At 69.5% G+C, this 17,205-nt stretch carries 16 protein-coding genes and 1 tRNA gene; 13 read left to right on the top strand and 4 right to left on the bottom strand.

Features of this window, described 5'->3' with window-relative positions:
• Positions 1-39: 39 nt before the first annotated feature.
• The 3 genes from ACT3T9_RS01695 (at position 40) to ACT3T9_RS01685 (ending at position 3,148) form a co-directional block, all read left to right on the top strand.
• Positions 40-750, top strand: coding sequence for a M50 family metallopeptidase (locus ACT3T9_RS01695; protein ID WP_441443889.1), 711 nt, complete (start codon positions 40-42; stop codon positions 748-750).
• Between the two features lie 107 nt (positions 751-857).
• Positions 858-2,366 carry a lipase maturation factor family protein gene (locus ACT3T9_RS01690; protein ID WP_444501809.1) on the top strand — a complete coding sequence of 503 codons (1,509 nt, stop codon included), beginning with the start codon at positions 858-860 and terminating at the stop codon, positions 2,364-2,366.
• A gap of 164 nt (positions 2,367-2,530) precedes the next feature.
• Entirely contained in the window at positions 2,531-3,148 is a 618-nt protein-coding gene (locus tag ACT3T9_RS01685; RefSeq protein WP_441443888.1) for a biotin transporter BioY, read from the top strand.
• Between the two features lie 137 nt (positions 3,149-3,285).
• On the opposite strand, the gene ACT3T9_RS01680 is transcribed toward ACT3T9_RS01685, so the two are convergent.
• Together ACT3T9_RS01680 and ACT3T9_RS01675 are read right to left on the bottom strand one after the other, a co-directional pair.
• The gene (locus tag ACT3T9_RS01680) at positions 3,286-4,302 is read right to left on the bottom strand and encodes a YdcF family protein (RefSeq protein ID WP_441443887.1); all 1,017 of its coding nucleotides are present in this window, start codon (positions 4,300-4,302) and stop codon (positions 3,286-3,288) included.
• Positions 4,303-4,384: 82 nt separating this feature from the next.
• A complete protein-coding gene (locus ACT3T9_RS01675; protein ID WP_073884858.1) occupies positions 4,385-5,671 on the bottom strand; it encodes an ISL3 family transposase in 1,287 nt (428 codons plus the stop codon).
• Positions 5,672-5,861: 190 nt separating this feature from the next.
• On the opposite strand from ACT3T9_RS01675, the gene ACT3T9_RS01670 reads away from it, so the two are divergent.
• Entirely contained in the window at positions 5,862-6,446 is a 585-nt protein-coding gene (locus ACT3T9_RS01670) for a DUF6328 family protein (RefSeq protein WP_444501799.1), read from the top strand.
• Positions 6,447-6,552: 106 nt separating this feature from the next.
• Here ACT3T9_RS01670 and ACT3T9_RS01665 read toward each other — a convergent pair whose 3' ends face one another.
• The gene (locus tag ACT3T9_RS01665) at positions 6,553-7,986 is read right to left on the bottom strand and encodes a tagaturonate epimerase family protein (RefSeq protein ID WP_444605826.1); all 1,434 of its coding nucleotides are present in this window, start codon (positions 7,984-7,986) and stop codon (positions 6,553-6,555) included.
• A 162-nt stretch (positions 7,987-8,148) separates the two neighbouring features.
• Here ACT3T9_RS01665 and ACT3T9_RS01660 point away from each other — a divergent pair, with 162 nt between their 5' ends.
• The 5 genes from ACT3T9_RS01660 to ACT3T9_RS01640 all read left to right on the top strand — a co-directional run bounded on the left by ACT3T9_RS01660 (position 8,149) and on the right by ACT3T9_RS01640 (position 12,569).
• Entirely contained in the window at positions 8,149-9,162 is a 1,014-nt protein-coding gene (locus tag ACT3T9_RS01660) for a LacI family DNA-binding transcriptional regulator (protein ID WP_441443884.1), read from the top strand.
• Positions 9,163-9,240: 78 nt separating this feature from the next.
• Positions 9,241-9,912: a DUF1801 domain-containing protein gene (locus tag ACT3T9_RS01655; protein ID WP_441443883.1), complete on the top strand. Its 672-nt coding sequence runs from the start codon at positions 9,241-9,243 to the stop codon at positions 9,910-9,912.
• Positions 9,913-10,076: 164 nt separating this feature from the next.
• Positions 10,077-11,807: a potassium channel family protein gene (locus ACT3T9_RS01650; protein WP_444605825.1), complete on the top strand. Its 1,731-nt coding sequence runs from the start codon at positions 10,077-10,079 to the stop codon at positions 11,805-11,807.
• A 34-nt stretch (positions 11,808-11,841) separates the two neighbouring features.
• Entirely contained in the window at positions 11,842-12,378 is a 537-nt protein-coding gene (locus tag ACT3T9_RS01645) for a peroxiredoxin (protein ID WP_441443881.1), read from the top strand.
• A gap of 102 nt (positions 12,379-12,480) precedes the next feature.
• Positions 12,481-12,569 (top strand) — tRNA-Ser (locus ACT3T9_RS01640).
• 130 nt (positions 12,570-12,699) lie between these two features.
• Here the strand turns inward: ACT3T9_RS01640 and ACT3T9_RS01635 are convergent.
• Positions 12,700-13,500: a GntR family transcriptional regulator gene (locus ACT3T9_RS01635; protein WP_444605824.1), complete on the bottom strand. Its 801-nt coding sequence runs from the start codon at positions 13,498-13,500 to the stop codon at positions 12,700-12,702.
• Between the two features lie 289 nt (positions 13,501-13,789).
• Here ACT3T9_RS01635 and ACT3T9_RS01630 point away from each other — a divergent pair, with 289 nt between their 5' ends.
• The 4 genes from ACT3T9_RS01630 (at position 13,790) to ehuA (ending at position 17,086) form a co-directional block, all read left to right on the top strand.
• The gene (locus ACT3T9_RS01630) at positions 13,790-14,719 is read left to right on the top strand and encodes a transporter substrate-binding domain-containing protein (protein WP_441443879.1); all 930 of its coding nucleotides are present in this window, start codon (positions 13,790-13,792) and stop codon (positions 14,717-14,719) included.
• A gap of 84 nt (positions 14,720-14,803) precedes the next feature.
• The gene (ehuC, locus tag ACT3T9_RS01625; RefSeq protein ID WP_444592522.1) at positions 14,804-15,640 is read left to right on the top strand and encodes an ectoine/hydroxyectoine ABC transporter permease subunit EhuC; all 837 of its coding nucleotides are present in this window, start codon (positions 14,804-14,806) and stop codon (positions 15,638-15,640) included.
• A complete protein-coding gene (gene ehuD, locus ACT3T9_RS01620; RefSeq protein ID WP_441443877.1) occupies positions 15,637-16,296 on the top strand; it encodes an ectoine/hydroxyectoine ABC transporter permease subunit EhuD in 660 nt (219 codons plus the stop codon). The genes ehuC and ehuD overlap by 4 nt, the downstream gene beginning before the upstream one ends.
• Positions 16,289-17,086, top strand: coding sequence for an ectoine/hydroxyectoine ABC transporter ATP-binding protein EhuA (ehuA, locus tag ACT3T9_RS01615; protein WP_441443876.1), 798 nt, complete (start codon positions 16,289-16,291; stop codon positions 17,084-17,086). Before ehuD ends, ehuA begins: the two co-directional genes overlap by 8 nt.
• Positions 17,087-17,205 lie beyond the last annotated feature (119 nt).

Raw genomic sequence — 17,205 nt, 5'->3', positions numbered from 1 at the left:
TCCCAGCGCGCTCCAGGCCGGAGCTGTCACCATGGCTCCATGACCCTCGAGCAGATCGGCCGCGAGATCACGGGCCGCCTCATGCCCGACGCTGCGCCCGCCACCGGCTGGTGGACACTGCTCGCGCTCGTCCTCGCACTGGTCGTCGTGGTGCTGCCTCCGCTGTGGAGGTTCGCCCGGCTCGCGGTGACGATCGTGCACGAGCTCGGCCACGCGGTCATCGGGATCCTGATGGGACGACGCTTCACCGGCTTCGTGGTCAGCGCCGACATGTCCGGTCACGCGGTCACCGTCGGCCCGCGGCGCGGCGTCGGCCGGGTGGCTTCCACCTGGGCCGGATACCCGGCCCCCGCCATCGTGGGCGCACTGCTGGTCCAGATCTCCCTGCACGGCTGGGCGCGCACCGCCCTCTCCATCGCTCTGGTGGTGCTCGTGCTCTCGCTGTTCTTCTCCCGCTCGCTGCACACCCTGGCCGCGGTGCTCGGCACTGCTGTGGGCGTCGGCGCCCTCTGGTGGTGGGGCAGTCCCGCGCTCGCCGCGCTGCTGACCCTGGCCACCGGGGTGTTCCTGCTGCTGGGTGCCTGGCGTCACCTGGGGGCGGTGATCACCGGCGGCGGTAGCTCCGACGATCCGGCCCAGCTCGCCCAGCTGACCCCGGTGCCAGCCTGGATGTGGACCGCGAGCTTCGCCCTCGTGCTCGGCGCCTGCAGCTGGTGGGCGGCCAGCACCCTCGCACCCTTCGTGCTGTGAGCGCGGGAGTCGGCGCCGGGACATGGGCGCGCCCGTGACAGTTCCGGCCCGGCGGCGGATGATCGGAGGCGGAGACCCCGAGCCCGGAGGTGGACGCCGTGGACGCCATGGAATGGACGAGCTGGCTCGCCCTGCTGGACGGGCACGACCATCTGATCGCCCGCGAGGTGATCCAGCGGGGGGTCGCGGCGGTGTTCATGCTCGCCTTCCTCTCGAGCTTCCACCAGTTCCCCGTGCTGCTGGGGGAGCGGGGTCTGCTCCCGGCGACTGAGTTCCTCGAGCGTGTCGGCGACCGCGCCGGGCCGACTCTGTTCCGCTGGCGCCGGACCCCGTACAGCGATCGCCTGCTGCGGGTGATGTGCCTGGTGGGCATCGTGCTCGGTGCCGCGGTGGTGGTGGGTCTGCCGCAGCAGGGGCCCGCATGGTCCATGATCGCGGTGTTCGGCGTGATGTGGCTGCTGTACCTGTCGATACATTCCGTGGGCCAGGTGTTCTACGGCTTCGGCTGGGAATCGATGTTGCTGGAGTGCGGGTTCCTGGTGGGCTTCCTCGGCTCCCACGCGGTCGCGCCGCCGCTGCTGATCCTGTTCTTCCTGCGCTGGATGCTGCTGCGCCTCGAGTTCGGGGCAGGGATGATCAAGCTGCGCGGCGACGAGTCCTGGCGGGACCTCACCGCGATGGATCATCACCACCAGACCCAGCCGATGCCCGGTCCGTTGAGCCGCCTGGCCCACCTCGCGCCGCGCTGGTGGCACCGACTCGAGGTGCTCGGCAGCCATGCCGTGCAGCTCGGGGTGATCTGGTTGATCCTGCTGCCGCAGCCGTTCGCCTCGATCGCGGCGGTCGCGGTGATCCTCACCCAGCTCTTCCTCGTGCTGACCGGCAACTACGCCTGGCTGAACTGGCTGACGATCCTGGTCGCCTTCGCGGCGATCAGCGACTCGTTCCTGCGCTGGGCGACCGGCGGGCCCTGGCCGGGCTGGGGATGGCAGCATTGGCCGCGATGGCCGAGGAGCGGGGATCCCTTCGCAGCCGGCGCCCCGCCCGCCGTCGATGCCTCGCCGCTGTGGTGGCAGCTGCTGATCCTCGCCGTGTTCGCGGGGCTGCTCGTGCTCTCGTGGAAGCCGCTGCGCAACCTCTTCTCGTCCCGGCAGCTGATGAATGCGAGCTTCAACCGCTTCCACCTGGTCAACGCCTACGGGGCTTTCGGATCGATGACGGAGAGACGCTTCGAGGTGGTCATCGAGGGCACCCGCGCCCCGGACCCGGACACCGCTGACGAGGAGGAATGGCTGCCGTACGAGTTCAAGGGCAAGCCCGGGGACGTGCGCCGGCGCTCCAGGCAGTTCGCGCCCTATCACCTGCGGTTGGACTGGCAGATGTGGTTCCTGGCGCTGCGTCCCGGCCCGCAGGCCTGGTTCGTGGCGCTGCTCGAGAAGCTGCGCAGCGGCGACCCCGGCGTACGGCGCCTGCTGCGCACCGATCCGTTCGAGGGTCGGGCGCCGACGGGGATCCGGGTGCGGTACTTCGAGTACCGCTACGCACGGCCGCCGGAGCGGCGGGGGAGCGGTGCGTGGTGGGTGAGGACCGACCTGGGGGTGATCGCCAGACTGTGATCGGCAGACTGTGATCAGCAAGGGGTGATCGCGAGGTGGTGAACACCGGGGTCTGTGCGCCGGACTGCGAACGCCTGGCTCGCAGCGCGCTGGACCGGTCGCGACGGGATGCGGTCAATGCGTAGGCTGGCCCCTGCTGCATCCGACCGTTCCCGAGGAGCCCCATGTCCGCGATCGCCATCCCGGCCCGCCGCCCTGTCCTGGCCGACGCCCTGGCCCCGCACCGCACCCGCCTGCAGGACGCCGGCCTGGTGCTCGCGGGCGCCGGCATCGTGGCCCTGCTCGCCCAGGTCACGATTCCGCTGCCGCTGGTGCCGATCACCGGTCAGACCCTCGGCGTCATCCTCGTCGGCGCCGCGCTGGGCTCCCGCCGCGGCGCGACGGCCCTGCTCACCTATCTGCTGGTCGGGCTGGCAGGTGCGCCGGTGTTCGCCGAGTTCACGGGCGGGCCGGCCGCGGTCCTCTCCCCGAGCTTCGGGTTCATCCTCGGCTTCGTACCCGCCGCCTTCGTGGCGGGCTGGTTCGCCGAGCGCGCCTGGGACCGCAAGCCGTTCCTCGCCATGGCCGGCTTCGTCGCCGCGAGCGTGGTGCCGTTCCTGCTCGGTGTGCCCTACCTCGCCATGATCCTCAACGCCGTGATGGGTGCGGAGCTGGGCCTGGGCGGCATCCTGGCCGCCGGGGTGTGGCCGTTCGTCGCCGGTGGCCTGGTCAAGGCCGGTATCGCCGCCGTGCTGATCCCCGCCGCCTGGCGCGGGGTGCGCTCGCTCGACGAGCGCCGCTGACGTGACGCGGCGCCGCTGACGTGACGCGGCGCCGCTGACGTGACGCGGCGCCGCTGACGCGACGCGGCGCCGCCCGGACGGGGGAGTCCTCAGCCGGGGGAGTACCCAGCCGGGGGAGTGCCTAGCCGGCGGAGTGCTCAGACCGCGAGCGTCGCCGCTCGCACCAGCAGCGCCACGAAGACCAGTGAGGGCAGGAAGCCCACGCTGAGCCAGAGCTTGCGGTAGGACAGGATCGCGAGGAACTCGCGCAGGGTGGCGCTGGGCACGAAGTAGAACGCCGTCGGCCCTCCGATCGCTTCATCGGCGTACCCGAGCGACCGAGCGAGCAGAGCGGCACGGAACGCGTGATACCTGCTGGTGGAGACGACGTACGGGCCCTGATGACCGGCTTCGTCGAGGATCTGGTGCGAGAAGCGCAGGTTCTCCGCGGTCGTGCGGGACGCGGCCTCGACCCGGATCCGCTCCGCCGGCACCCCCACCTCCTCGATCAGGTACTCCGCCATCGCCTCGGCCTCGGCGCGCGGCTCATCGTCGCCGCGGCCGCCCGAGGGCACCAGCAGAGGATCCAGCCCGGCGCCGAGCAGCCGCTCGCGCTCTGCAACTGCGCGGTCCAGCCGGCTGCGCAGCAGCTTCGGGACCTTGCCGTCGATCAGCCCGGAGCCGTGGATGATCACGCCGCTGGTCGCCAGCTGCCGCGGGAACAGCTGGTACGGGATCGAGGCGCACAGGAACACAAGGAACGCCAACCCCACATGGAGGGCGAGCAGAGCCAGCAGCGCCCCGGCGCCGAGGCCCAGCGGGGTCATCGTGAGCACCGCTGCCGCGGAGCCCACCGGCGCTCCCAGGAGTGCCAGTCCCGCCAGCGCAGAGAGCAGGTTGCCCAGAGAGCGTCCCTCCTTGCGCACCATCGTCAACCCGTTCCAGACCAGGAAGACGCCCAGGACCAGCACGCCCAGCAGCGCCACGCCAGCCCCGACGAGCACCAGCAGATCGCCCAGGGGCAGCGCGGTGGAGACCAGGCGAGCCAGCGTCGAGAGGCTCGAATAGAGCGCGATCAGCAGCAGCACCCCGTTGCGCACCCGTCGGCGATCCCGACGGAACACCAGCAGATACACCGCCCACCAGAAGGCGGTCCCGATCAACGCACCCAGCATCCGCGACTCCTCATATCGTCCTGGCACCCATCGTTCCAGGCTCTTCGCGGTTCGTGGTGAATGACCCTGCTGTGGCGGGTATTCACGCTACGGTTCTCGCGGCGCTGGTGAGCAGGATACGCGTCCGGTAGTTCTCCGCGTTGCGGAATCCGCGGCCGGTGCGTTTGATGTTCTTGATGCCGGTGTTGCCCGCTTCGACCTTCGCGGTGGTTGCGCCGGTGACGATGAGGACCTCGATGGCGTCCCACCAGGTCACGACGGTGTCGTAGAGCTTCGTGGCCTCGGGCATGTTCGCGATCTGGACGAAGTAGCCCATCCGCATCCGCTCCTGCCAGGCCTGGGCGAGAGTGTCGGTGGCCAGCAGGCGTCGGAGCTGCTCCTTGATGCCCCAGGAGGCCGAGAGCTCGTCGGTGGGGTCGTCGGTGCGGAACACCCTCTCCAACCGCTCCCACGCCCTCGGGGTCAGGGTGTCGCCGCCGCGCAGCAGCAGCATCCGGTGGGCCCAGGCCGGGTCGTCCTTGCGGCCCCGACGACCGCGATGGGTGCGGGCCAGGCGCTGCCTGACGGTGGTGACCATGTCGTTCCCGAGCTTGACCAGGTGGAACTTGTCGACCGAGACCGCGGCGCGAGGCAGCCAGGTCCGCAGCGCCTTGCGGAACGCGGCCGAGGGATCGATCGCGACGATCTCGATCCGCTCCCGCCACTGCTCAGAGCGCTGCGCGAGCCAATCCCCGACGGCCCTGGAGTCCCGGCCGTCGACGATGCCGAGGACCTGCCCGGTGGCCAGGTCGACCAGCGTCGTCATCCACGGCTCGAACCGTCTCCAAGCGCCCTCGTCGGTGCGGAACCAGCGCACTGACCGGTAGCGGTGCTCATCGACCCCCAGACGCCTGACCCGCACGTCGTCGACGTCAGGCAGGACCACTGCGGCGGCGCTGAGGGCGGCCTGGACCAGCCACCACGAGACGCCGTGGGCCCGGGCCACCTCGGAGGCTGCACGGCCGGAACGGATCACGGCAGAGACGACCTGGTCCCGCAGTCGGGTCGTCGAGCGTGCGTATCGCGGGATCTGCTCGGTGGCCTCGGCGAACGTGCCCCGGGCACAGGCCGGCTCCAGACAGAACCAGCGCCGCTTGGCCCACACCACCACCGCTGCGCCAGCGACGGGAACGTCCCGGACCTGCTGTGACCGGCGGGAATGGACCTTCGTCGCCAGCACGCCGCAGGACGGACAGCCCGGCGGGACGGTCGAGGCGATCACCACCCGCCGGCCCCCGTCGGGCAGGTCGACGGCATCGATGACGCGGTAATTGGGCAAGTTGAAGATCGTGCTCGCAGCATCACGCTGCGAACCAGTACTCTCGTGCACAGGCTCGTGGTCCTCTGAGATTCGGATGTCTTGACAACACCCATCACAGCAGGACCACGAGCCGTTCTACGTCAACGACGCGACGCTCCCCATCACCACGAACCGGGAAGAGCCTCGTTCCACGGCCCGCACACCGGCCGTGCCGCCGGGGCGGGTCCTGCACCGCCGACGCTGGTTCTACACTGAGCCGATGGGCGTCCACGAGGTTCCAGACGAGGTTCCAGACGAGGTTCCAGACGAGGGTCCAGACGGGGTTCCAGGCGAGGGCCCGGACAAGGTCTCGCCCGCCGCGCAGGAGCCGACCGCGGGGCGTTACCAGCGTGAGGAATCCGCGGCCGAGCGGCTGGATCGCAACTGGAACGAGCTGCTCCAGGAAATCCGGGGGCTGCAGACCGGTTCCCAGATCCTCGCAGCGTTCCTGGTGGTGCTGCCCTTCCAGTCGCGCTTCGAGGAGCTCGACCCGGTCCAGATCGGCTGGTATCTCGGACTGTTGCTGCTCGCTCTGCTGATCGTCGCTCTGCTGCTGACCCCGGTCGGGATGCACCGTCGACTGTTCCGCCAGCGGGCCAAGGACGAGATGGTCAAGACCGCCAACACGTTGCTGCACGCCGCCATCCTGCTGCTCGGGGTGCTGCTGAGCGCCGTGGCCGGCTTCGTGATCGATGTGGTGCTCAGCCGGGGTATCGCCGTGGGAGTCAGCCTGCTGCTGCTCGGCCTGATGGCCGCGCTGCTGATACTGCTGCCGCACCGGATCGCGCGGAAGACGCGGGGCTGAGACGAGGACCCGCGGCTCGGCGGGAACGCCGGGCTGCACCGCTGCCATACGCCGGAGGGCCGGTCCGCGCTGAAACGCGAACCGGCCCTCTGAGGATGCTGCGGGATCAGCGAGCCAGCGGCGCCGCGAACGGCGAGACGTGCTTCCCGATGTGGGCGGCGAGGACGTCGGTGTGCTGGGCCTGGTTCGCCGCGACGACTGCGAGGAAGCGGTCGTGGATCGAAGCGCCGGAGGCGTCCTTCCCGTTCAGCGAATCGCCATAGCCGACGTGCAGGATCTGGCGGGCGTCGTTCGAGCGGATCAGCTCCAGCAGGTCCACGCCCTCCAGCGACGTCGGGGTGCGATCCTCGTGGGCGGAGACCTGGTAGCTCGCGCGGGCCTCGACGTAGGAGGCGCGGGAGATGTCCCAGATGGCTGAGAAGAGCTCCGCGTCATGAGCGGCGACGATCTCGACGCCGCACAGGTAGCTGGTGCCGGAGGTCTTCAGGTGCACCAGGCCCTGGGTGGCCTCGACGCACAGCGGGTAGATCGAGAACTTGTCCGAGCCCGAGTGCAGCGAGATCTTGTAGCCGCCGAACTGCTGCGAGATCGCGTGGTGCGCCTCGAGGTTCGTGCGCAGCTCCTCGGCGTCACCCAGGAAGTCCAGGCCCTTCTCGAAGCCGTCCACGTAGCGGGGGGCGAAGCTGAACCAGGAGGCGCCCAGGCGCTTGAGCTCCGAGGCCATGTAGAAGTGCTCGAAGAAGGTGGTCAGCCAAGCGGTCTCGTCGACGGCGAACTCGATCTCGACCTCGTGCTTCGCGTTCTCGGTGACGTGGCGGTACAGGCGCATCGACTCCACGACCGCGCGGCCGTACTTCACGGCGGCGGTGAGGACGTCCTGCTCGGTGACCTCGATCTGCGAATGACCGACGTCCAGGGCCATGCCCACGTAGCGCTGCTTGAGAGCCTCGAGGGAGTCCTCGAGCTGGTCCCAGGGCAGCGCCGCGGCGTCGGCCTCGGAGACGCCGGCGGTGACGTCGGCGACCATGTCGCCCGGATCGAGGGTGAACATCACGAAGCCCGCGTCGAGGCCGCGGTCGATGCCCTCGGTGGTCTTGATGTGGTCGCAGTCGGCGCCGAAGCCGCTGTCCCAGCCGGCCTCGACCAGGCCGAAGATCGCGTCATCCATCACGGACTGGGCGTTGCGGCCCAGGCGGTCCATCTCGCGGATCGACTGCTGGGCGAGGACCGGCATCACGCCGGCGCCCTGGGTGGCGAAGGCGCGCGCCTGGCCGGGAGTGGCGAGGCCGGTGCGGTCGCCGGTGCCGATCGAGGTGCGGTGGCCGCCGATCTTCTGGGGGCGCAGCGCGGGGAAGGCGGCCTGCAGCGCCTTGGCGTTCGCGGTGGACAGGGGGCCGGTGAGCACGTGGCCCTCACCGGCTGCAGCGGCCTCGCCCTCGAAGGAGCTCAGCGCGGTCGCCGCGGAGGCGATGAGCTGGAGCGAGCGGGCAGAGCCGTCGTAGCGGATGCTCGCCTCGAGGGCGTCGTTGCGCAGGGTCATGAAGTTCTCCATTTCGGATGGGTGAGGGACGTCCGCTGTCCCGACGGCCACCATCGCCGTACATCGTAAACGATTGCATACATTTGGCCTGGGTGGAGGGCCATGTTTCGGCTATGCTCTCCGCAGTGACTGCAAACTTTGCAGGTCGCAGAGGAGGCGAGCATGGCGGTGACGCTCAAGGACGTGGCCCGGCAGGCAGGGGTCTCCATCGCGACCGCGTCCCGCGCCTTCCAGCGCCCCGAGATGGTCGGCGCGAGCTCGCTGGCCCGCATCCGAGCAGCTGCGGCCGACCTCGGGTACAGCCCCAATCGCACCGCCCGCGCGCTGATCACCGGCCGCGCCGGGGTGTACGGGGTGATCGTGCCCGATCTCGAGAATCCCTTCTTTCCTGCGGTGCTCAAGGGAGCCCAGGCGCGCGCCCACCAGCTCGGCGCCCAGCTGCTGATCACCGACGCGGGGGAGTCCCCGGACGGTGAGCTGCCTCTGGTGCGCACTCTCGCCCCGCAGGTCGACGGGATCATGCTGTGCTCGAGCCGGATGGATGAGGACTCCCTGCGCGAGGCCGCAACTCTGACCCGGCTCAGCCTGGTCAACCGGGTCTCGCCTCAGCTGCCCGGCGTCTACGCCGATCCCGAGCCGGGGATCCCCGCGGCGGTGCAGCATCTGCGTCGGCTCGGACACCGTCGCCTCGGATACGTGGGTGGACCCGCCGTCAGTCGTTCGGACCGGGCGCGCCGCTCCGTGATCAGCCGTATCTGCGCCGAAGCCGAGCTGGACTGGGTCGAGATCGGTCCCTTCCCTCCCACCGCGGACGGCGGCCGCGCTGCGGCCGAGGCGCTGCTGCAGACCGATGCCACCGCAGTGCTGGTCTACAACGACCTGATGGCGCTGGCGCTGATGGAGCGCCTGCGCAGCTACGGCGTGGACGTGCCTGGCCAGATCAGCGTGGTGGGCTGGGATGACATCCCGTTCGCCGCCATGGTCACCCCGGGCCTGGCCACCATCCGGGTGCCGCGCTACGACATGGGCGCGCGGGCGATCGAGATGCTCCACGAGGGCACCCTCCGGGAGGCGGACCCCGCACATCTCGGGCTGCCGACGCAGTTCGTCCCCCGGGCCTCCATCGCCCGGGCCGACGGTGCAGGTCTCAGCGGCCTCAGCGGTCTCGCCGGGTGAAGACAGCCGGGTGAAGACAGCCGGGGGAAGACCGGCGGGTGCAAGGTGCGGCGGGAGCCACTGCTCTACGCTCCCTCCATGAGTGACCTGTCCACCTCCATCGGAGACGTCCCCGGCGTCGGCCGGCCTGCTGCTCGCGCCCTGGCCGGCTCCGATCTGCACACCGTCGGTCAGCTCGCAGGCCTCGACTGGCAGCAGCTCGCGCAGCTGCATGGAGTGGGTCCGGCGGCCGGGCGTCGGCTGCAGGCGGTGCTCGAGCTCCATGGGGTCCCCTTCCGCAACCCGCCCGCGCCCGCACAGCGACAGGACGTCGTGACCAAGGGTGCGACGGGCACGGGCGCTGCGGACATCACCACCCACGCCACGGAGGTCGACCCGGCGCAGTACGTCGCCGGGCTCGATGCGCGCCGCCGCCGCGAGGGCGCCATGCTGCTGGAGATGTTCGGCGAGGCCACGGGGGAGCGGGCCACCATGTGGGGGCCCAGCATGATCGGCTACGGCGAGGTCCACTACCGCTACGCCAGCGGCCGCGAGGGTGACACCTTCCAGCTCGGCTTCAGCCCCCGCAGGGCCGAGCTCGCGCTCTACGGCATCCAGGGCTTCCCCCGTTCCGAGGAGCTGCTGGACCGGCTGGGCAAGCACCGGCGGGGTGCGGGCTGCGTCTGGGTCAGGAAGCTCGAGGACATCGACACCGCGACGCTGGCCGAGCTCGTCGCCCATGCCTGGGAGAACGGGCCCGACACCGCCTGAGCACAGCCGGCCGAGCGCACAGCCCGGCGGTGACGCTCCGCTCAGCGGGGCCCCGTCGGATGCGCCCTGTGCCCAGTGAGGCCTACTGTGCACCGAGGGACCCCGCGAGCCGGGTCAGAGCACCGGACGGGCGAGCAGCCCGAACGGCCGTGGAGAGGACAGCAATGGGCCTGTCGACAGGTGAGCGCACGCGCGTGGAGCGGCTTCTGTTCGTCGGCCGACGGTCGAAGGCCGGAGTCGTGATCCTCGGGATCGGCGCCCTGATGGTGATCATCCATTCCGCGGTCTTCAAAGTCCTGATGGCGCAGGAGGTGACGGATCACTCCTGGGCCAGCGCGGTCTACTGGACCATCACGACCATGTCCACCCTGGGCTATGGGGACATCACCTTCACCTCCGACCTGGGCCGGCTGTTCTCGCTGTGGGTGCTGCTCAGCGGGGTCGTCTACATGCTGGTGCTGCTTCCCTTCTTCGTGATCCAGTACGTCGTCACCCCCTGGCTGGACCGGCGCCGTGCCGCACGGACCCCGCGAAAGGTTCCGCCGACCCTGCGCGATCACGTGCTGCTGGTGGGCTCCGACGCGGTCAACCAGGCCTTCGCCGCCCGGGCTGAGCGGTCGCAGGTGGCCGCCGTCGTGGTCCTCGAGGACATCGCGCTCGCCGGAGAGCTGCATGACCAGGGACGACAGGTGATCGTCGGTCCCTTGGACTCCGCGATGACCTATCGCAACGCCGGAGCATCGCGGGCGCGCCTGGTGGTCTCGACGCTCTCGGACACCGCGAACACGAACGTCGCCTTCACGGTGCGCCAGGCCGCCGCCAGGGTGCCGATCGCGGTGACCGCCTCGAAGCCGGTCTCCGTCGACGTGCTCGATCTCGCCGGCGCCGATCACGTGCTCGAGCTCGGAGCGGTGCTGGGCAGGGAGATGGCCTCTCGCGTGCTCGGCTCGACCGGGCGGTTCCACGCCATCGGCTCCTTCGGCTCCACCCTCATCGCCGAGGCGGCCGCCCGCGGCACCTCGCTGGTGGGCCTCACGCTGGGGGAGGCGATCCCCCTGCTGCGCTCACGGGTGCGGATCCTCGCGATCATGCGCAAGGGCAGGCTGCGAGCGATGACGCCGGATCTGCGGATCACCGACGGCACGGTGCTGGTGCTCGCCGGGCAGGCGGCCGATCTCGCCCAGTATGACGAGCAGTTCCAGAGCGAGGAGGTCTCCGAGGAGCCCGTCGTGATCCTCGGCGGCGGCCGGGTGGGGAGATCCGCCTCCCGTGCGCTGAGCGACGAGGGGATCCCCAACACGATCGTCGAGGTGATGCCGGGCCGGGTCGAGAACTCGTACTCGGTGCTCGAGGGGACGGCGAGCTACGCCGTGGTCGAGGGGGATGCCGCCGATCAGCGGGTGCTGCGCCGGGCGGGCCTCGAGAACGCCTCGGCCGTGCTGGTCACCCCGCGCGACGATGACCTCAACGTCTACCTCACGCTGTTCTGCCGGCGCCTGCGGCCCGAGCTGCAGGTGGTCTCCCGCGCCACCTACGAGCGCAACGTCGCCACGCTCTACCGGGCCGGCGCGGACAGCGTGCTCTCCTACGCCACGACCGGCGCGACCGACCTGTGGAACCACGCGGGCCTCAGCCATCGCGTGCTGGTCGCCGAGGGCAACGAGCTGTTCCTGGTGCCTCGGCCCGCCTCGCTCGTGCGCCGATCGGTGCGCGATGACGCGGTGCGCCGCAGGACCGGCTGCCACATCGTCGCGGTCCTCGACGAGGACGGCACCGTGGGCTATGACACCGAGTCGATCCCCTCCGCCCCCGGGCAGCTGCTGCTGCTCGGAGATCGGCACGCCGAGCGCCGCTTCCGGCAGGTCTACCTGGGACGCCGCAGACTGCGCCGCTAGGCTGAGCAGTCACCTCATCGTCGTCAGGAGACCCATGCCGTCCGCACCCGAGTCGTCCGCAACCGCGTCGTCCGCGCCCGAGCCGACCGCACCCGCGTCGTCCGCGCCTGTGAAGCTCGCCGTAGGCGATGCCGCCCCCGCCTTCGACCTTCCCACCGCCGGCGGTGGGCGGGTGGATCTCGCCGCGCTGCGCGGCGCCCCGGTACTGCTGTGGTTCTACCCGGCGGCGAACACCTCCCTGTGCACGAAACAGGCCTGCGATCTGCGAGACAACCACCAGCTGTTCCTCGATGCCGGCTACCGCGTGATCGGGGTGTCCCCGGACCCGGTGGCAGAGCTCGATCGCTTCGTCGCCGAGCAGGAGCTTCCCTACACGCTCGCCTCGGATGAGACCCACCAGGTGATGGAGGCCTACGGCGCATGGGGCGAGAAGAACATGTACGGGAAGCTGGTCCAGGGCACCATCCGTTCCACCTTCGGGATCGATGCTGAGGGCGTGCTGACCTTCGTGAAGTACCGCGTCGGCACCCCGAAGCACATCGCGCTGCTGCAGGAGAAGCTCGGCCTCTGAACGGGTTGCTCACAGATGTGACGTGATCTGCGCGCTCTCGCTTTGGTGCACTCCCCGGCCTCCCGTATGCTGTGGCGGCGTGCTGCGCGAGAGCCAGCACCAGGAGACGTGGCAGAGCGGCCGAATGCGCTCCCCTGCTAAGGGAGTAGGCGACCAAAATCGCCTCGGAGGTTCAAATCCTCTCGTCTCCGCCGATGGCCGATTCTGATCGGCCGGATGATCGGCACGAAGAAGGCCCCGACCCTGCGGCATGACCGCGGGGGAGGGGCCTTCTCGCATCCCGGACGGACCTGTCGGACCGGTCGGGGACGGCGGCAGCGCTCAGGAGAGCTGGCTGTCCTCGCCGAGGGTGGTCCACTCAGGACCGTCGGACTCCAGCAGATCGGGGTCGCGCACCACGTCCTGCTGGCTCGCCCCGCTGCGCAGGCGGGTAGCCAGCTCCTGCAGGGTCTCGCGGAGCACCGCGCGGGCACGTGAGGCATCGCCCGCCGAGAGAGCGTCCAGCAGCGCTTCGTGGGCGGCCGTGATGTCGGCCCGCACGCCGAAGCCGCGCGGGTCCGAGAAGCTCCCCATCCGGGTGAGGATCACGATCGTGCTCATGGCGGAGATCAGGAACCGGTTCCGGGCGAGCTCGGCGATCTGCTGGTGCAGCTCGAGGTCCGCGTTGCCTGCCTCGATGACCTCCTCCGCCTCGAGCGCCCGCCGGGTCCGCTCCAGGGCATCGCGCAGCGGGGCCAGCAGCGACTCGACAGCGCCGTCGTCGCCTTTCGCCCGCAGGGTGCTGACGCGATCGGCCACGATCGAGACGGCCTGCATCTCGATCCCCAGCCGGTAGTCGATGAAGTCCGACATGGTCTCGGCATCCATCATGGTCACGAAGAGGCCGCGTCCCGGGATCTGGGTGAGCAGACCGTCCCTCACCAGGCGCTGGCAGGCCTCGCGCAGCGAGGATCGCGAGATCCCCATCTGCTTGGACACCTGCACCTCGGGGATGGTGTCACCAGGGCGCAGGTCGCCGTAATAGATCGCATTGCGCAGCTCGAGCTCGGCCTGATCGATGATCGAAGGGCGGCGGATGGGCTGCATCATCGGCAGCCGGACCGTTTCCTGGCGAGGTGGCATCGCATCCTCCTGTGCTCGAGCGCGATACGCGCGGGGCGTCATCTAATCATCCGCCCTCCGACCGGTGCAGGCATGCACGTGGCGAGTCATCGCTGTCACATCTCGGCTCGGGGCCGGCCTGCCGCACGGGTCACGACACCATCACGAAAGCGGTTCGAGGTCGATCTTCACCCCTTGGGCACCGTTAGCGTGGGTGTGATCCGAATTGATGATCTGCGGATTGTCGGACAGCAGGTAGTGTCGTACATCACCGCAGAGCACGAGACATACACGCCAAGGGAGCATCTCCATGCAGAACCGCCGACACTTCATCCGAGGAAGCGGTCTGGTCCTGTCGGCCGCCGCACTGGGCGGGCTGGCCGCCTGCAGCCGCACCAGCACCGGAGGCGGCGAGGACACCGGGGCCGGTGGCAGCGACGGCGGCGGCGGGGGAGACCTCCTCAGCCAGCTGCAGGACGCCGGGACCATCACCGTCGGCTTCGCCGGGGAAGCTCCCTACAGCTTCGAAGAGGGCGGCGAGCTGATGGGCGCGACCCTCGCCCTGCACCGGGAGATCTTCGGAGAGCTCGGCATCGACAAGGTCGAGGGCAAGCTCACCGACTGGGGCTCGCTCATCCCGGGCCTGAACTCCCGGCAGTTCGACGCGGTCAGCGCTGGCATGTCGATCCTCCCGGACCGCTGTGCGCAGGCCGCGTTCAGCGAGCCGGAGTTCCAGTACACGACCGCGCTGATGGTGCCCATGGGCAACCCGGAGGGCCTGGTGGACATGAACTCCTTCGTGGACTCGGGTCTGACCGTCGCCACCATGTCCGGCGCGGTCGAGTCCGACTATGTCGCCGCGCTCGGCCTGGACAGCATCGAGGTGGGCGGCCCGCAGGACGGCGTGGATGCGCTCAAGGCCGGCAATGCCGCGGCCTTCGCCCTCACCGCGATCTCCCTGAACTGGCTCGCCGACAACACCGTCGACGACGTCGAGGTGACCGAGAGCTTCGTCCAGGAGATCGACGGTGTGAAGCAGGTCGGCGCAGGCGGCACCGTCTTCCGCCAGGAGGACACCTCGCTGCTGGACGCCTACAACGAGAAGCTCGCCGCGATCATCGGGGACCCCGAGCGCTACCTCTCGATCGTCGGCGACTTCGGCTTCAGCGAGGAGGAGCTGCCGCCCGAGGAGATGACCAGCGAGATCCTCTGCAGCGGTGACCTGTCCTCCCTGCAGTGACCCCAGCTCCATCGATGACGGCGTCCCGGCGCGGCCCCTCGCGGGTCGCGCCGGGCCGTTCGTCGACCGAGAGGTGATGTACAGATGGATGGAGTGATCGGCTTCTTCCAGGACCTCGGCCCGAACCTCCAGCTGGTGCTGGACCGGATGCCGTTGATCCTCGACGGGCTCCAGGTCACCCTGCTGACCACGGTCCTGGGAGCGCTGCTCGCGCTGGTGATCGCGTTCGTGTTCGGCCTCGCGCAGCTCTCGAAGGTCCTGATCGTGCGCGGCGTGGCCCGCGTGTTCGTGGAGTTCTTCCGCGGCACCTCGCTCGTGGTCCAGCTGTTCTGGCTCGCCTTCGTGCTCCCGCAGCTGCCGTACCCGCTCGGGTTCCGGCTCGAGCCGCTGCTGGTGGGCGTCCTCGCCCTCGGCCTGAACTACGGGGCCTATGCCGCGGAGGTCGTGCGCGGATCGATCGGCTCGGTGCCCACGGGGCAGTACGAGGCGGTCAGCGCGCTCAGCCTGAGCCCGGCCCGTGGCATGTTCCGGGTGGTGATCCCGCAGGCCTGGGCCTTGATGATCCCGTCCCTGTCGAACCTGTGGATCCAGCTGCTCAAGGGCAGTGCCATCGTCAGCACGGTGCTGCTGTACGACATTTTCTTCCAGGTCGAGCAGCTGCGTGACCGCACCGGCACCTGGTTCGCGTACTCCTTCGCGCTGCTGGCCTACTACCTGATCGCCTGGCTGATCGTGATCCTGATGAACGGACTGGAGATCCGCGCCAAGCACCAGATCGGGCGCGGCCCGGCATTGCGCACGGCATGGCGCTCGCTCTTCCAGGCACCCGGCACCACCCCCTCAGGAGGGCGCACGGCGCGCGTCGTCCGTGATCGCTCCGTCGCGGCCTCCGGCACGCCGATGGGAGGTGGTCTGGCATGACCCCGCAGAATTCCTGGTGGAGCTGGGACCACGCCTTCGCAGTCCTTCCGGACCTGCTGTTCGACGGCTTCAAGATCACGCTGATCGCCACAGTGCTCGGCACCCTCATCGCCCTTGTCCTCGGACTGGTGGTGGCGATCATCCGGCGCAGTGCGCCGAGGATCATCAGCACCCCCTTCACCTGGGTGGTCGAGTTCATCCGCATGACGCCGCTGGTGGTCCAGCTGGTCTTCGCGAACCTCGTGCTCTCGCCGTACGTCGACTCCTCGCTCTCCATCGGCATCTGGGTGCTGGGCATCCACTACACGACCTATATGGCCGAGGTGTACCGCGCCGGCATCGACTCGGTGCCCAAGGGCCAGTGGGAGGCGGCCACGGCACTCTCCCTGCCGCGGATGCGCACCTGGCGAGCGGTGGTCGTCCCCCAGGCGATCCGCAACACCGTGCCGGCCCTGGGCAACTACGCGATCTCCATGTTCAAGGAGACCCCGTTCCTGTTCGTGATCTACGTCCCGGAGCTCCTGAACGTCGCGCAGAACTACGGCTCGACCTACTTCCGGTACACCGAGGCGATCACCCTGGCCGGCCTCATCTTCCTGGCGGCCAGCTATCCCACCTCCCTCCTGATCCGACGACTGGAGAAGAAACTTGCCTGAGAACACTGCGCACCCCGGCGTGCCCGGCGTGCCCCACATCGAGTTCCGCGACGTGGTCAAGAAGTTCGGTGACAACACCGTGCTCGACGATCTGAACTTCACGGTCACCAAGGGCGAGCGCGTCACCCTGATCGGACCCTCCGGCTCGGGCAAGACCACCATCCTGCGCCTGGTGATGACGCTCGAAGAGCTCACCGGTGGGTACATCCACATCGGAGGCACTCCGCTGCAGTACGAGGAGCAGGGCGGCAAGCGCGTGCGCATCCCGGACAAGCGCCGCCGCCGCACCACCACCGACATCGGCATGGTCTTCCAGCACTTCAACCTGTTCCCCAATATGACCGTGATGGAGAACATCATCGAGGCCCCGGTCCACGTGATGGGTCTGAAGAAGGCCGAGGCCGAGGCGAAGGCGGAGGCGCTGCTGGACAAGGTGGGGATGGGCTGGAAGAAGGATGCCCGCCCTTCGGAGCTCTCCGGCGGCCAGCAGCAGCGCATCGCGATCGCGCGCGCCCTGGCGATGGATCCGGAGATCCTGCTGCTGGACGAGGTCACCTCGGCGCTGGACCCCGAGCTGGTCGGAGAGGTGCTCGCGGTGCTCAAGGACATCGCCGCCGAGACCGACATCTCGATGCTGATCGTCACCCACGAGATGCAGTTCGCGCGGGAGGTCTCCGACCGCGTGATGATGTTCGACAAGGGGTCCGTGATCGAGGAAGGCCTGCCGGACAAGATCTTCAGCGAACCCGAGAACCAGCGCACCCAGGACTTCCTGCGCGCCGTGCTCTGAAAGACCCGTCGCGGACCGCAGGCTGACCTGCTGCGGTCCGCGGACTGTCCCCTGCGGGTGCGCCGACGGCTCCTCGCTGTAGTCTGTGCCCGTTCGTTCCGCGCCGACGCGGTCGCCCT

This window comes from Brachybacterium sp. AOP29-B2-41 (assembly GCF_052378395.1).
GTDB lineage: Bacteria > Actinomycetota > Actinomycetes > Actinomycetales > Dermabacteraceae > Brachybacterium.
This window is presented reverse-complemented; position numbering and strand designations above follow the sequence as displayed.